This is a genomic window from Gemmiger sp. An194, from assembly GCF_002160145.1.
Classification (GTDB): domain Bacteria; phylum Bacillota; class Clostridia; order Oscillospirales; family Ruminococcaceae; genus Allofournierella.
The window spans coordinates 1-14,823 of sequence record NZ_NFKA01000001.1; the positions used below are offsets into that span (position 1 = coordinate 1).

Annotated in this window: 12 protein-coding genes; 8 read left to right on the forward strand and 4 right to left on the reverse strand. The window is 63.8% G+C overall.

The features are described from left to right. Positions 1-168: 168 nt before the first annotated feature. From B5F28_RS00005 to B5F28_RS00035, 7 genes are all read left to right on the forward strand, one after another. Positions 169-1,182, forward strand: a complete 1,014-nt coding sequence (locus B5F28_RS00005) for a GH25 family lysozyme (protein ID WP_087291693.1) — start codon at positions 169-171, stop codon at positions 1,180-1,182. An 11-nt stretch (positions 1,183-1,193) separates the two neighbouring features. After that, positions 1,194-1,457: a hypothetical protein gene (locus B5F28_RS00010; RefSeq protein WP_087291696.1), complete on the forward strand. Its 264-nt coding sequence runs from the start codon at positions 1,194-1,196 to the stop codon at positions 1,455-1,457. Beyond that, positions 1,454-1,747: a phage holin gene (locus B5F28_RS00015; protein WP_087291699.1), complete on the forward strand. Its 294-nt coding sequence runs from the start codon at positions 1,454-1,456 to the stop codon at positions 1,745-1,747. Before B5F28_RS00010 ends, B5F28_RS00015 begins: the two co-directional genes overlap by 4 nt. Before the next feature lie 117 nt (positions 1,748-1,864). Further along, positions 1,865-3,226 (forward strand): alanine/glycine:cation symporter family protein, encoded by a 1,362-nt coding sequence (locus B5F28_RS00020; RefSeq protein ID WP_087291702.1) that lies wholly within the window; start codon positions 1,865-1,867, stop codon positions 3,224-3,226. 83 nt (positions 3,227-3,309) lie between these two features. After that, positions 3,310-3,840 (forward strand): DUF5662 family protein, encoded by a 531-nt coding sequence (locus B5F28_RS00025; RefSeq protein ID WP_275532602.1) that lies wholly within the window; start codon positions 3,310-3,312, stop codon positions 3,838-3,840. Then, positions 3,837-4,958, forward strand: coding sequence for an SLC13 family permease (locus B5F28_RS00030; protein WP_087291705.1), 1,122 nt, complete (start codon positions 3,837-3,839; stop codon positions 4,956-4,958). Before B5F28_RS00025 ends, B5F28_RS00030 begins: the two co-directional genes overlap by 4 nt. A 178-nt stretch (positions 4,959-5,136) precedes the next feature. Then, positions 5,137-5,760: a helix-turn-helix domain-containing protein gene (locus B5F28_RS00035; RefSeq protein WP_087291708.1), complete on the forward strand. Its 624-nt coding sequence runs from the start codon at positions 5,137-5,139 to the stop codon at positions 5,758-5,760. A 58-nt stretch (positions 5,761-5,818) separates the two neighbouring features. Here B5F28_RS00035 and B5F28_RS00040 read toward each other — a convergent pair whose 3' ends face one another. From B5F28_RS00040 to B5F28_RS00055, 4 genes are all read right to left on the reverse strand, one after another. Continuing rightward, positions 5,819-7,603, reverse strand: coding sequence for a M20/M25/M40 family metallo-hydrolase (locus tag B5F28_RS00040; RefSeq protein WP_247643359.1), 1,785 nt, complete (start codon positions 7,601-7,603; stop codon positions 5,819-5,821). A 214-nt stretch (positions 7,604-7,817) separates the two neighbouring features. Next, positions 7,818-9,485, reverse strand: a complete 1,668-nt coding sequence (locus B5F28_RS00045; RefSeq protein ID WP_087291711.1) for a glutamine--tRNA ligase/YqeY domain fusion protein — start codon at positions 9,483-9,485, stop codon at positions 7,818-7,820. A 129-nt stretch (positions 9,486-9,614) separates the two neighbouring features. Then, positions 9,615-11,531 (reverse strand): EAL domain-containing protein, encoded by a 1,917-nt coding sequence (locus tag B5F28_RS00050; RefSeq protein ID WP_087291714.1) that lies wholly within the window; start codon positions 11,529-11,531, stop codon positions 9,615-9,617. Positions 11,532-11,547: 16 nt separating this feature from the next. Beyond that, positions 11,548-13,422, reverse strand: coding sequence for a sensor domain-containing diguanylate cyclase (locus tag B5F28_RS00055; RefSeq protein WP_158097462.1), 1,875 nt, complete (start codon positions 13,420-13,422; stop codon positions 11,548-11,550). 466 nt (positions 13,423-13,888) lie between these two features. Between B5F28_RS00055 and B5F28_RS00060 the strand changes: the two genes are divergently transcribed. Continuing rightward, positions 13,889-14,806: a YitT family protein gene (locus B5F28_RS00060; protein ID WP_343212725.1), complete on the forward strand. Its 918-nt coding sequence runs from the start codon at positions 13,889-13,891 to the stop codon at positions 14,804-14,806. Positions 14,807-14,823 lie beyond the last annotated feature (17 nt).

Here is a 14,823-nt window from a genome sequence, read left to right on the forward strand (position 1 = left end):
TTCGGCGACGGTGAGATCTCGGCCCGGGGCGAGATGCAGATCTCTGTCGGGCAGACGATCACCCTGACCATCCCGGACGCGGGCGACATCTACTGGCGGGATATGAAATGCGGCGGCATGGTAATTCTGTATCTGCCCTGAGCCGCGCAACAGGAAGGGAGAAACGAAATGGCATTGAAGTATGAAACCAAAACACCGGTAAACGGGATTGATGTGAGCAAATACCAGGGCGAGGTGGACTGGGCCCGGGTAAAGGCGGCGGGCTATGCCTTCGCCTTCGTGCGGTTGGGCTACGCAAACGGAGACGGCAGCGTCGTCGTCGATCCCTGTTTTGAACGCAACCTCACCGGCGCGGCAAACGCCGGGCTGGACGTGGGCGTGTATCTGTACAGCTACATCGACAGTGAGGACCACGCCCGCATCGCCGCCGCCCGGGCGCTGGAGCTGCTGGCGGGCCGGGCGCTGAGCCTGCCTCTGGTGCTGGACTACGAGCACGCGGTCAAATACGCCGCCTTCAGTCGGGCGAAGAATACCGCCATCTGCAACGCCTTTATGGAGGTGGTGGCCGCGGCGGGCTATCTGCCCATGTTCTATAGCTACACCAGCTTTGTGAACAGCTACATGGACATGGCGGCACTCGATCCGTACGAGGGGGTGTGGATCGCCAACTACACTGGCAAAATCGGGGTGGACAACGCCGCCATCTGGCAGCACTCCAGCAGCGGGTCGGTGCCCGGCGTTGCGGGCCGGTGCGATCTGAACCGGATGTACTGTGACCTGCCCCGCATCGTGCGGGAGCGCTGCACCCCCGGCGCGGCGGAATTTGTGCCCCTTTTCGGCAAGCAGCTGGAGGTGTTCGATGCCGGCCGCTGCGAATACTTCACCGCGCCGGACATCAACGCGGTGGTGCTGAACCCGGACGGAAAAACAGACAAGCTGCCGGAGGGTACTTATCCCGTCCTCACTCTGGCGGATGGTCTGGTGGACGGCTACCCCATGGTGCAGCTTGCGTACAAGAGCGAAACCGTGTACGCCGCCCTTCTGGACGACCGCTGCCGCATCATCGACGCGCCGGAGGAAGGCCTGGAGCTGCGCCTGTGCCCGGTGCCCAACGAGGGCGACCGGCACAGCATTGAGAACTACTGCAAGGGGCTGGGCTTTTCAGCGGAGTTTATCTGGTGAGGAGGATGAATATGAATGAATGGAATGTGGTCGGGGTGCTGGTGGTGGTGGCCGGGTTGTTTTTGTCGGTGGGGGCGCCGGTGATCCGGCTGAACAGCACCCTCACCAAGCTCTCCACCCTGGTGGAGGGCTTGCAGGACCGGCAGGCCCGTCAGGAGCGGGACAACACCGACAGCCACCGCCGCCTGTGGAAGCACAACGACGGGCAGGACGCTGCCCTCAACGACCACGAAACACGAATCACGATTCTGGAGCGAAAGGAAGGAACAAGATGAAGAAGATCAACTGGATGGTACGCATTCAAAACAAGGCCTTCTGGCTGAGCCTGATCCCGGCGGTGCTGCTGCTGGTTCAGGTGGTGGCAGCGGTGTTCGGCTACCAGCTGGAGCTGGGCGAGCTGGGCAACCGGCTGCTGGCGGTGGTGAACGCCCTGTTTGCGGTGCTGGCGGTGCTGGGCGTGATCACCGACCCCACCACCAGCGGCGTGTGCGACAGCGACAACGTGCTGTGCGCGAGCAAGGCTGCCCCGGACGGCACCGGGGACTCTGACGCGAAAAAACAATAAGACAAAGCCGCGCCGGGCCCCGAAAGCTGCCGGGGCCCGGCCTTTTTCGCGGATTTGCGCGGCTGGCTTTGATATGGTATAATACTAAAATATTGTGATTTTAAGGGGGAGAATCCCATGGAAAGCCTCACCGCGCTTGTAAGCGCGTGCAGCAATTTTATCTGGGGTGTGCCGATGCTGGTCATGCTGTTCGGCACCCATCTGTTTCTGACCGTCCGGCTGCGTCTGGTGCAGCGGCATATTCCCAAGGCCATCCGGCTGAGCCTTTCGCCGGATGAGGGCAGTCAGGGCGAGATCAGCCAGTTCGGCGCGCTTGCCACCGCGCTGGCGGCCACCATCGGCACCGGCAACATCATCGGCGTGTCCACCGCCATCGCCCTGGGCGGCCCGGGCGCGGTGCTCTGGTGCTGGCTCACCGGCGTGTTTGGCATCGCCACCAAGTACGGCGAGGCCCTGCTGGCGGTGAAGTACCGCACCCGGGGCAAGACCGGCGCCATCGTGGGCGGGCCCATGTATACCATTGAGCGGGGCCTGGGCTGGAAATGGCTGGCGGTGATCTTCGCCGCCTTCACGGTGCTGGCCACCTTCGGTGCGGGCTGCACCGTGCAGAGCCACGCTATCACCGACGTGATCCACACCACCTTCGGGGTGGCTCCCGCCCTTTCCGGTCTGGTGGTTACCGCCATCACCGCCGTGGTGATCCTGGGCGGCGTCAAGGCCATTGCCAAGGTGTGCGAAAAGCTGGTGCCCTTTATGAGCCTGTTCTACATTCTGGGCTGCATCGCCATTCTGGTGCTGAACGCTCCCTATCTGGGCGAGGCGCTGGTGCTGATCGTGAAAAGCGCCTTCGGCTTTCAGCAGATCGCCGGCGGCTTCGTGGGCGGCGCCATGATGGCCGCCTGCCGCTACGGCATGGCCCGGGGCCTGTTCTCCAACGAGTCCGGCCTGGGCACCGCGCCCATTGCGGCGGCCACTGCCCAGACCAAAAACTCGGTGCGCCAGGCTCTGGTCTCCATGACCGGCACCTTCTGGGACACCGTGATCGTCTGCGCCATGACCGGAATCGTGGTGGTGAGCAGCATGGTCAAGCAGCCCCAGTTGTATGAGGGCGCCAGCGACGACGCCATGACCCGCCTGGCCTTTGCCAACCTGCCCGCCGGTCAGATCGTGCTGGCGCTGGCCCTTTCGGTGTTTGCCTTCACCACCATTCTGGGCTGGAGCTACTACGGCGAGCGCTGCGTGGAATACCTGTTCGGGCCGAAGGGCATCCCGGTGTACCGGCTGGTGTTCCTGGTGGTGCTGTTCATCGGCGCGGTGGCCAACCTGGACCTGGTCTGGAGCTTCGCGGACCTGATGAACGGCCTGATGGCCTTCCCCAACCTGATTTCGGTGCTGCTGCTCAGCGGGGTGATCGTGGCCGAGACCCGGCACTATCTGTGGGAAGACCGGCTGGACGAGCAGTCGGAAACCATTGATTGATGGTCCACGCCGCTGCATAAATATGCTATAATAAAGGCCGGGTTCCCATGGAGCCCGGTCTTTGATTGTAGGAGGGATCAACTGTGAATCTGTGGGGGCATTTCTGCACCATCAATCACCACAAATGGCTGGTGATGAAGCACTGCTTCCGGCTGGGGCTTTACTGGCGGGGGCTGACCCATGACCTTTCCAAATATTCGCCCAGTGAATTCTGGCCGGGCGTGAAATATTATCAGGGCAACCGCAGCCCCAACGACGCCCAGCGCCAGGCCGAGGGCTGCAGCACCGCCTGGCTGCACCACAAGGGGCGCAACCGGCACCATCTGGAATACTGGATCGACTACGACCCGGCGGGCACCGGCAAGCTGATCGGCAATAAAATGCCGCTGCAGTTTGTGGCCGAGATGTTCTGCGACCGGGTGGCCGCCAGCAAGGTGTATCAGGGCAAGAACTACACCGATGCCTCCCCCTGGGAATATTACGACCGGGGCCGGGACCATTACATTCTCCACCCGGAGACGCGCAAGCTGCTGGAATATATGCTTCTCACCCTGCGGGACAAGGGCGAGGACGAGGCCTTCCGGGTGCTGAAGAAGGAGGTGCTGGGCCGATGAAAAACATGATGCAATGGCTGAAAGGCGAGCCGGTGCTGGTCATCTCGGCGGTGCTGGCGCTGGCCTCCTGTCTGGTGATTCCGCCGGATGCGGCATACCTGGGCTATGTGGACGGCCGGGTGCTGGCCCTGCTCTACTGCCTGATGGCAGTGGTGGCGGGCATGGAGCAGGCCGGGGCTTTCCGGCGGATGGCATCGGCGCTGGTCAAACGCAGCGGCAGCGGCAAGGGGCTGTGCCTTGTGCTGGTGATGCTCTGCTTTTTCTCCTCCATGCTGGTCACCAACGATGTGGCCCTCATCACCTTTGTGCCCTTCGCGGTGCTGGTGCTGGCCGCCAGCGGCCAGGGCGGGCTGCTGCCCTGGGTGGTGAGCCTGCAGACGGTGGCAGCCAATCTGGGCAGCATGCTCACCCCGGTGGGCAACCCCCAGAACCTCTATCTCTACAGCCGCTACGGCTTTTCCGCGGGCGAGTTCTTCGCCCTCACCGTGCCCGCCACTCTGGCGAGCCTGGTGGTGCTGGTGGTGCTGTGTCTCTTCACCCCGGCCCGGCGGGTCACCCTGACCAGCCAGAACGAGGAAGGACCCATGACCGCCCGCCAGCGCGCCCAGCTGATTCTGTGCGGCGTGCTGTTCTGCGTCTGCCTTGCCTCGGTGTTCCATCTGCTGCCCTGGCCCGCGCTGCTGGTGGTGGTGATCGCGGCACTGGCGGTATTCGACCGTAAGCTGGTGCTGGGGGCGGACTTTGCGCTGCTGGTCACCTTCGTGTGCTTTTTCGTCTTCGCGGGCAACCTGGCCCGCATTCAGGCGCTGCAGAATTTCCTGGCCAGTGTGATGCAGGGACGGGAGATGCTGGTGGGCGCGGCGGCCAGCCAGGTCATCAGCAATGTGCCGGCGGCGGTGCTGCTCTCCGGCTTTACCGAAAACGGCGCGGGTCTGCTCATGGGCGTGGACCTGGGCGGTCTGGGCACCCCCATTGCCAGCCTGGCCAGCCTGATCAGCCTGAAGATCTATTCCAAGGCCCCGGGCGCGAACACCGGGCGGTATCTGCTGGTGTTCAGCGCGCTGAACTTCGGCCTGCTGGCGGTGCTGCTGGTGCTGGCCGGGTGCGGCATTCTGTAAATCAATTTTGCATGCAAAGCGGCGGAGGTTTTTGGCCTCCGCCGCTTTTTTGCGCCCGCAGGGGCAGCGATTGACAAAACGCAACGCCCGGTTGACGGAATTCGGGCGGCGAATGGTGGACAGGCCCCGGCTTCATCGGGTATACTGGGTTCCAGCAAAACAAAAAGGAGTGGACGGTATGAGTCTGAACGAGGAGCTGGGCCGGCGGGTGCAGCAGCTGCGCAAGGCAAAGGGCTTTTCCCAGGAGGAGCTGGCGGATCGGGTGGGCGTGTCCCGGCAGGCGGTGTCCAAATGGGAGGGCGGCCAGACAGCGCCGGACCTGGAGCGGCTGCTGGCGCTGAGCAAGCAGCTGGATGTCACCACCGATTATCTGTTGACCGGGCAGCACCCGGCAGCGCGGGAGCAGGGGCCGGACGCGGCGCTTTTCTCGGTGGTGGCCACCGGAAGTACCGTGGCGGGCCTTCTGGCAGCGGCGATGCTCTGGTACGAAAAGCAGACCGCCATCGCCACCGCCATCGGCCTGCTGCTCATGGTGATGGGCTGCGTGGTCTATGCCATCGGCATGACGGTGGGCGAGCCTGCCAGCCGTCCCCGGGCAAAGCGGCGGTTCTGGGCGGTGAACCTGTGGCTGCTGCCTTTCATCCCCCTGTCCCTGTTGTACAATAACCTGATGGGCGGCTTTGCCAGCGCACCCTATCCCATCCCGGTGAATTCTCTGGTGGCCTACGGCCTGTTCTGGGTGGTGTATCTGGGTGGCTGCGGCGCACTGGAATGGCGGCTGCTGCGGGGCGCAAAACAGTAAAAAACAAACAAAAAACGAGCACCTGCGTTTTTCATGCAGGTGCTCGTTTGCGTTTGGATTATTCCTCCCGGGGCTCGTCCGCTTCGGCAGAGGCTTCCTCCGCTTCGAGCTTCGGCTCGGTGGCTTCCGCAGCCTCCACAGCTTCGGCAGGCTCAGCGGCTTCCGCCTTTGCGGCAGCGCTCTTTTGGGGCTTCGCGGCCTTCTTCGGCTGTTCTGCCGGGGCCTCCGGTGCGGGCTGTTCGCTCTCCGGCTGTGCAGCTTCGGGCGCGGGCTCGGCGGTCTCGGTCACAGGCTCCTCCGCTTCGGTCTTGGCTTTGGGAGCCGCCTTTTTGCGGGCCGGTGCCTTGCGGGCGGGCTTTTCGGGGGCCAGCTCCGGCTTGCCGTTGCGGGCGCAGTAGCAGCGCAGCAGCTCCTGGTAGAAGTCCACGGCCGGGGGAAGCGCCAGGATGGACAGGTTCTCGTTGGCCGCGTGGATGCTGGCGTACTGCTGCTTGTTGATCTCCAGCGGGGCAAAGCGCAGGGCGTTTTCCACCACGCCCTCGTACATGTAGAACCGGGCATCGGTGCCGCCGGTCATGATGTAGGGGGCCACCCCGTAGCCGGGGTAGATCTTGCCCATGGTCTCCTCCAGCAGACGGAAGGCATCGCCCTTGAAGTCCACCTCGGCACAGGCCGGGTCGGCCTTCAGCACCTCGGTGTCCAGCCCGCACTTCTTGGCAGCGGCGCGGATGATCTCGATGCTCTCGTCGGTGCCCTGGTGAGGCATGCAGCGCATGTTGGCGGTGACCCAGGCCTGCTGGGGCAGCACGTTGTAGGCGGGGGAACCTTCGGCCATGGTGAAGGCGCAGGTGGTGCGCATCATCGCGCCCGCCAGCGGGTTCACACGGGGCAGCAGGAAGCAGAGCAGCGGTTCAAACAGCCACAGGTTGCCCAGCAGCATCCGCATGCCAAAGCTCATGTTGGGAGCCAGGCGCTGGAACATCTCCCGCAGGGTGGGGGAGAAGCGGGCCTGGAAGGGGCTGTGCCGGTCGGTCTTGCAGATGAACTTGGCCAGCTGCACCAGTGCGGTGTTGGGACCGGGAGCGCTGGCGTGGCCACCGGCGGCATTGGCGGTGAACTTCACATCCGCGTAGCCCTTTTCCACCACGCCCACCATGGCGTAGCGGCCCTTGACCCCGGCCATGGGGGAATCCATGATCATGCCGCCCTCGTCCAGCAGCAGGCCCAGATGGACCCCCTGCTCCTTGAGCCAGGCAGCAATGGCGGGCGCGCCGTCGCCGCCCCATTCCTCGGTGCAGCTGGAGGCCAGATACACGTCGCACTCGGGCTTCCAGCCCTGGGCCAGCAGCTCCTCCACCGCCTGCATGAAACAGAACAGGCTGCCCTTGGTGTCCACGGTGCCGCGGCCCCACACCGAGCCCTCGACGATCTCGCCGGAGAAGGGCGGGTACTTCCACTCACCCTGGGCGGGCACCACGTCGTGGTGGCTCATGATCAGGATGGGCGCGCCTGCGCCGCCGTCCAGACCGGGAATTTTATAGATCAGGCTGCCGTTGAGCACGGTGCGGGTGGCTGCCTTGTGCACCAGAGGAAACTGCTCCCGCAGCAGCTTGTGGAAGGCCTGGAACTTGCGGCGGCTTGCCTGGTCCTTTTCCGACACGGTCTCGCACTGCACCAGAGCCGACAGGGCCTCGGCGTACCGCTGGGCCCGTTCCAGATCGGAATCCGGGAACTGAGCGGTGGCGGCAGAGGTGGGCTTCATCTGAAGCGCACGGGCGGCAGCAACGCCCAGCAGAATCAAAAGAATAAGAATGAGAATAAGCACGATCCATAAAGCGATCATAAAAAGGCCTCCTTGATGGGGATATGGAAAACGCGCACAGCGGCGCGAAAGAATCTGTATATGGCTGGCAGGCATCTGCCCGCTATATTTCAGTATACCACAGATCAAAAGCTTCTGGCAAGGCGGAAGAAAACAAAGAAAAACCGGCGGCTGCCGTTCCCCGGGTGGGGGAATACGGCAGCCGCCGGTGCTGTTTGAAGCAAGCGTGCTAAACTTATTTCTGCTCCAGAGTCTTGCTGAAGCTGTCCTTCAGGGTCACGATGCGGCCGAACACGCCGGGATTCTTGGAATCCGGGGTGAAGTAGCCTATGCGCACGAACTGGAACTTCTCGCCGGGCTTTGCGTCGGCCAGGCTGGCCTCCAGCTTGGCGCCCTTCAGAACCTTCACGGAATCCGGGTTCAGGAAGTCCTTGTAGTCGCTGCCCTCGGGCAGCTCGCCCATGTTCTCCTGGGTGAACAGCTTGTCGTACAGGCGAACCTCAGCGTCCACCGCGTGGGCGGCGCTCACCCAATGGATGGTGCCCTTCACCTTGCGGCCGTCCACCGGATTGCCGTTGCCGGTCTCCAGGTCGGCGGTGCAGCGCAGCTCGACCACCTCGCCGTTTTCGTCCTTGATGACCTCGTTGCACTTCACGATGTAGGCGCCCATCAGGCGAACCTCGCCGTCCGGCTTCAGGCGCTGGAACTTCGGCGGGGGTACCTCGGCGAAGTCGCTCTTCTCGATGTACAGGCTGCCGGAGAAGGCCACCTTGCGGGTGGAGGAGTCGTTGGCGGCCTTGTTGGGGTTGTTGGGAATATCGAAGTATTCCACCTTGTCCTCGGGGTAGTTGGTGATGGTGAGCTTGATGGGCTCGGTCACGGCCATCCGGCGCAGAGCGGTGGTCTCCAGCTCGGTGCGGATGCAGTACTCCAGCAGGCGATAGTCCACCAGGCTGTACACCTTGGAAACACCGGCCTTCTTCACGAACTCAAAGATGCTGGAGGGGGTGTAGCCGCGGCGGCGCAGGCCGCACAGAGTGGGCATGCGGGGGTCGTCCCAGCCGTCCACGATCTCCTTTTCCACCAGCTCGCGCAGGTAGCGCTTGCTCATCACGGTGTTGGACACATTCAGGCGGGCGAACTCGCGCTGGATGGGGAAGGGACCCAGATGCAGGTTGTTGATAACCCACTCGTACAGGGGACGGTGGTTCTCGAACTCCAGGCTGCACATGCTGTGGGTGATGCCCTCGATGGCGTCCTGGATGGGATGGGCAAAATCGTACAGGGGGTAGATGCACCAGGCATCGCCCTGGCGGTGATGATGCGCGCGCACGATGCGGTAGATGGCCGGGTCGCGCAGGTTCATGTTGGGGCTGGCCATGTCAATCTTGGCGCGCAGGGTACGGCTGCCGTCGGCGAATTCACCGGCACGCATGCGGCGGAACAGGTCCAGGTTCTCCTCCACGCTGCGGTCGCGCCAGGGGCTGGGCTTGCCGGGCTCGGTCAGGGTGCCCCGGTACTCCTGCATCTGCTCGCGAGTCAGGTCGCACACATAGGCCTTTCCCTCCTTGATCAGCTGCTCGGCGTACTCGTAGCACTTCTCAAAGTAGTCGCTGCCGTAGTAGATGCCGCCGTTGGGCACAGCACCCAGCCAGCGCAGGTCCTCCTCGATGCTCTTCACGTACTCGTCGTCCTCGCGCACCGGGTTGGTGTCGTCGTAGCGCAGGTTGAACTTGCCGCCGTAGGCGTTGGCAATGCCCCAGTTGATCCAGATGGCCTTGGCGCTGCCGATGTGCAGGTAGCCGTTGGGCTCCGGCGGGAACCGGGTGTGAATTTCCGTTACGCGGCCCTCCGCCAGGTCCGCGTCGATGATCTCGGTGAGAAAATTGTTCGGCTTTTCCATAGCTGATTCTTCGCTCCTCTTATTTTGAAGGGGCCCGCAAAGGGGCCCCAAGCGCTCTATTCTCCCATTTTACAGGATTTTGCCCCGCTTTGCAACACAGAAAGCGGGGCAGCAAAGGCAAACAGCCATTCAGATTCCGTCGCCGTGCAGGAACCGGCGCAGACCGGCCTCGTCCAGCGGCATGGTGTAGTAAAAGCCCTGCAGGTAATCCGCGCCCAGATCGACCAGCTGCTGGGCCTGCTGGCGGCTTTCCACGCCCTGAGCGATCACCAGCTTGCCGCAGTCGTGCACGAAGTCGATCAGGTGGGCCAGCAGCCGGGGGTCCCGGGAAAGGCAGATGCGCATCACGTAGCGGTCCAGCTTCACGGCTCCCGCCTCCGGCAGGTCCAGAATGCGGGTCAGGTTGGAATGGCCCGCGCCGAAGTCGTCCACCGTGATGGCGGCTCCTGCGTCGAACAGCTGGCGGATCAGCCGGGGAACCCCGTCGTTCCGGCGCAGGCTGCGGCTCTCGGTGAGCTCAAAGGCCAGCCGGGAGCAGGGCACGCCCTTCTCCCGGGCCATGCGGATGAACCGGTCCGCCAGGTCCGGCTCCGCCAGCTGCAGCGGGCTCAGGTTGATGCTCACCCGCTCCACCCGGCTGAACAGCTCCGGGTCGGCAGCCATGGCCGCCAGCAGCGAATCGAAGATCACCTCGCCCATCCGCTCGGTCAGGCCGCAGCGCTCGGCAATGGGCACAAAGGCATCCGGGCCCAGCAGGCCCAGCTGCTCGTCGTCGATGCGGGGCAGCACCTCCAGCTGCACCGGCTTTCCGGTGCGGGCGTTCAGCACCGGCAGATAGCGCAGTGCAAAGCGCCCCCGCTCCAGCGCACCGGTCAAAGCGCGGCGCACCGCCAGAGTGCGCTGCAAGCGGGCCAGTGCCTGATCGTTCACCCACTGGGGAGCCGCATGGGACGGGCCGTCCGGCACGAACTTCTCCAGAAGGTCCAGCAGAAGCAGCGCCTGATCCAGGTCGGGCGCGCAGCGCAGGCCGTCCATCAGCAAGGCGGGCTGGGTCAGGGTAACGGTGGATTCCCCCAGCAGCCAGCCCTCGTTCAGCCCGGCGGCAAGCTCCGCCATCTGGCTGCTGAAGCCCTCCCGGCTGCCCCGGCTGAATACCAAGAACCGGTCCGCCTGACTCAGAAAGAAGACGGTGCACCGGGGCAGCGCAGCCCGCAGCCGTGCTGCGGCCGGAGCCATCCAGGCGGTGGACTGGGCTGCACCCGCGTCGTTGGCGGGGGCGATGCGCAGAAAGGCCAGATTATAAGGCTTGCGGAACTGGTAGCAGTCCCACAGGGTGTCCACCAGGGCCCGGTAGTTGGGGCAGCGGCTGGCGGTGTGGATCTGATTGCCCGGCAGCGGTGCGCCCAGCGCGGCGGGCAGCAGGGACAGCGCCACGAAAAACCAGAACAGCCGCACGCCGCCCACAGCCAGCTGCAGCGGCATGGCAGTCAGAACGAGTCCGGCCATGCAGGCGGCGCAGCGGCGGCCGGAGCCCGGCCGCGCCCCGCGCAGCCAGAAGCAGGCAAAGACCAGCAGCAGCCACCAGATCGCCAGCATGGGCAGATAGAGCGGACCATCGGCAAAGCCGCCGCTGAGCGCGGGCCGGTACAGCAGCTCCAGCCAGGGGCTCAGCAGGGCGGCGGCGGTTCCGGCAAAGCACACCACACCGGTCAGCTGCATCATCCGGCGCAGCCGAGGACCGGGCGCCTTGGCTAGGAACAGCATGCCCAGCACAAAACAGGCGAAAAACAGATATTGGCTGATCAGCCAGACCACCAGCAGCAGGTGGGCCACCCATCCGGGCACCCAGGACCAGGCCCCGGCGCGTACCGGAGTGGCCAGTACATCCAGCGCGGTGGCGGTCATGGCGCTGGCGAACAGCCGGTGCAAAGCGGTGCGGGTGAGGGTGTGAGCCCCCTGCCGCAGCAGGCAGATCAGGGCCAGCGCGGCCAGAAATACAAATCCGGCCATCTGAAAATAGATGTTGTAATGTACGAACGGTTCCATGGCATACCTCCCGGGCTCAAAGCTTCCGCAGGCTGCGGGTGGATACCCAGCAGCCCCGGTTGCGCTTGGCGGTATAGAGGGCCACGTCCGCCTGCTGATAGGCCTGGTTCAGCGGTTCGGCGGCGGGGTCAAACAGGTGCACACCCACGCTCACGCCCACCGGAACACCCAACTCCAGCTTGCTGGCAAGGGCAGGCAGCCGGTCGCAGATGCGCCCGGCCAGTGCCTCGGCCTGGGCCCAGTCCGCGCCGGGCAGCAGCACAAGGAACTCGTCGCCGCCCAGCCGCACCGGCATGCCGGGGGCGGGGGCCAGCTGCTCCAGCAGCCGTGCCACCTCCCGCAGCAGAACATCGCCCACGGGATGGCCCAGCATGTCGTTCACTTCCTTGAAGTGGTCCAGGTCCATCATCAAAAGGGCGGCGGTTTTGGGCGGGTCGGGCTGGGCCAGCAGTTCGTTTACCCGCACCCGCAGCCCACGCCGGTTGAACAGGTCGGTCAGCGGGTCCCGGTTGGCCCGCTGGCGCAGTTCGTCCTCCCGGCGGCGCTCCTCGGTGATGTCCTCAAAGGTCACAATGGCATGGCTAGGGGCCTGACCCGGTATGAGCACGGCGGTCAGGGTCACCCGGGTCCAGCGGTATTCACTCTGGCCCGGCCAGCGCACCAGAAAATCGCCCTGCACCGGTTCCTGCGTCTGGCGGATCTGATGAAACAGAGCCAGAAAGCCGGTGGAATGCTGGGGGGCCACCGTTCCGCTCTGCACCAGCAGGGCAGGTTCGGTGGGCGCAGAGGCTTTTTCGCCGGGCCGGGGCTCGGCGCAGGAAGCCATGGTATGATCGTGCAGGTCATAAATGAACAGGGTGATGGCGGTATGCTGCAGAGCCATGGCCAGCAGCTGGTTGCTGGTGCGCAGAGAGTCCTCGGCCCGCTGCACCTGGCCTTCCCGCTGCCGGTGGTAGACCGCCAGCAGCACCAGCATCACCACCGAGGCGGCAAGCATCTTCACCGCCATGAGCATCACGAGCCTGGTCTCCTGGGCATTGGTGGCCAGCAGGGCGCTCTGGGGCACATCCTGATACAGGTACCAGTTCTGGATGCCGGTGGGAACGCACAGCCAAGCCACCGCATCCTTATCGCTGCCGGCGGTGCCGAACTGCCCGGCTTCATTTTCGGGCAGGCTGCCCAGAATGTGGCCAACCTCGGTGTCCCAGAAGTTGTCGCTGTCCGTCAGCTGTCTTCGCAGATTGGGGCAGGCATAAACCAGCTTGCCGTCCGGCTGAAATACGGCCAGGCAGCTCTCGTCCGACAGGCCGTACAAGGTGAGCTCCTGTGCCAGCTGGTCCACCTCCAGCACCCCCAGCACGGCGCCGGTTACCGGCTGCTCGGGGCTTACACGCACCGGGACGTATACGTAGAACCGATCGTCCTTGTAAGTGCGGCTGGTGTATACGGCGGAATAGCCGCTCAGCCCTTGAAAGGCGCTGTCCAGAGCCTCTTCGCTGGACAGATCCAGCGAAAAACCCTGGGAGGAGATGGCCTGCTTATCCAGCGAGACAGCCCACATCTGGGCAAAGTCACTGCGCTGGAAGTATTCATCCAGCAGCTGGCGCACCTCGGCTTCGCTGCTGCCCTCGGGCAGACTGGCGATGGCGGTGGCCGCCCACTGCACATAACTCAGCTGCCGTTCCAGATAGCTTTCCAGTGTGACGATGCTGGAGCGGGCGGTGTTTTGCAGGGGATCCTGGCTGGAGGCGATGGTGTAGCGGTTGAGCTGCAGGGTGAAGTCCAGCGCGCTGAATACCAGGGTCACGAACAGCAGTGTAAGGCCCAGAAGGGCAAGGCGAAGCTGCCGGACGGTGTGCATCCAGCGGCGAAAAACGGACAAATGTTTCATCAGAAGATCACTCCTCTGGAGCAGAGCAGAGCGGCGGCGTTCCGGAACGGGCAAAGCCGCTTTGCCCAAACTTTGGCTTTTCTGGTTAAAATTATAGTAAAAAGCCGCCCGGTGCGCAAGCGTTAACCATACAATCCGCGCAGGAATTTTTCGGTTCGGGCCCGAAAAACGGTAAGAAATGCCAAAGTAAGCTGTAAACATTGACAGGAACAATGTACTGTGGTAATGTAAAATAGCGAATGCCCATGCGCGTACGCGTATTTAATAAGTAAACGAGCAGGGGTAAGGCGAGACCGCGCGCAAAAGAATACCGGCCCGCCGCCCGCGGCAGCGATGCTTCGGCGCGGGTCAAAAGCGAACGCTGCCCGCGCGGCGCCGCTCCCGGCTGAGGGCGGCCTGTTTGCGGGCTCGGATTTTTTTGTGCAGTATAAACGCAGGCAGCGAAGGGCAAAAAGGAGCGATGAGCGTGGAAAAACCACACAACAAAGCCGGTAAGGGGCGGCAGCTGATCCCCTTTCGACTGGAACACATGAGCAGCCCCGGTGAATTTGCAAAATATGCATTTTTGTTGAATCTGGGCCTGTTCCTCACTGCGGCGGGCATCCACCTGTTCAAGACCCCCAACCACTTCGCCATGGGCGGCACCAGCGGTGTGTCCATCATCATGGCCACCCTGTGGCCGGGCATGAACGTGGGCGGGGCGCTGTTCATCATCAACGGCATCCTGGTTGCGCTGGGCATCATCTTCCTGGGCGTGAAGACCATGGGCGTGACCATCTATTCCTCGTTTGCCCTGTCGGCCTTCGTGAGTCTGCTGGAGAAGATCTACCCCATGAGCGCCCCCTTCACCAATGACACGCTGCTGGAGCTGTGCTTCGCGGTGGCCCTGCCCGCCGCGGGCAGCGCCATCGTGTTCAACGTGGGGGCCTCCACCGGCGGCACCGACATTGTGGCCATGATCCTCTCCAAATACACCAGCATGGAGATCGGCCGCGCGCTGCTCATCTCGGACCTGGCCATCGCGGCCTGGGCGGGCGGGCTGTACGGCATCGCCACCGGCCTTTACTGTGTGCTGGGCACCTTTGCCAAGGCCTTCATGGTGGACAGCTTCATCGAGAGCCTGAACCAGCGCAAGGTGGTCACCGTGATCAGCAGCCACCCGGAGGATGTGAAGAACTTCATTCTGGAAAAGCTGCACCGAAGCGCCACGGTCTACACCGCCGAGGGTGCCTACACCGGCCAGTCCGAGCAGGTGTTCACCACCGTGCTCACCCGCCGGCAGGCGGTGCTGCTGCGCAACCATCTGCGCCGGGTGGACCCCAAGGCCTTCCTCACCATCGTGAATTCCTCCGAGATCGTGGGCAAGGGCTTCCGGGCGCTGTGAGCAGGACATTGGCGCAA

Bases quoted from the DNA above. Each gene is read 5' to 3' on its own strand.
- B5F28_RS00050 (WP_087291714.1), bottom strand. From the start codon at position 11,531: ATGGAACCGTTCGTACATTACAACATCTATTTTCAGATGGCCGGATTT.
- B5F28_RS00040 (WP_247643359.1), bottom strand. From the start codon at position 7,603: ATGATCGCTTTATGGATCGTGCTTATTCTCATTCTTATTCTTTTGATT.
- B5F28_RS00010 (WP_087291696.1), top strand. From the start codon at position 1,194: ATGAATGAATGGAATGTGGTCGGGGTGCTGGTGGTGGTGGCCGGGTTG.
- B5F28_RS00005 (WP_087291693.1), top strand. From the start codon at position 169: ATGGCATTGAAGTATGAAACCAAAACACCGGTAAACGGGATTGATGTG.
- B5F28_RS00055 (WP_158097462.1), bottom strand. From the start codon at position 13,422: ATGAAACATTTGTCCGTTTTTCGCCGCTGGATGCACACCGTCCGGCAG.
- B5F28_RS00030 (WP_087291705.1), top strand. From the start codon at position 3,837: ATGAAAAACATGATGCAATGGCTGAAAGGCGAGCCGGTGCTGGTCATC.
- B5F28_RS00015 (WP_087291699.1), top strand. From the start codon at position 1,454: ATGAAGAAGATCAACTGGATGGTACGCATTCAAAACAAGGCCTTCTGG.
- B5F28_RS00035 (WP_087291708.1), top strand. From the start codon at position 5,137: ATGAGTCTGAACGAGGAGCTGGGCCGGCGGGTGCAGCAGCTGCGCAAG.
- B5F28_RS00020 (WP_087291702.1), top strand. From the start codon at position 1,865: ATGGAAAGCCTCACCGCGCTTGTAAGCGCGTGCAGCAATTTTATCTGG.
- B5F28_RS00045 (WP_087291711.1), bottom strand. From the start codon at position 9,485: ATGGAAAAGCCGAACAATTTTCTCACCGAGATCATCGACGCGGACCTG.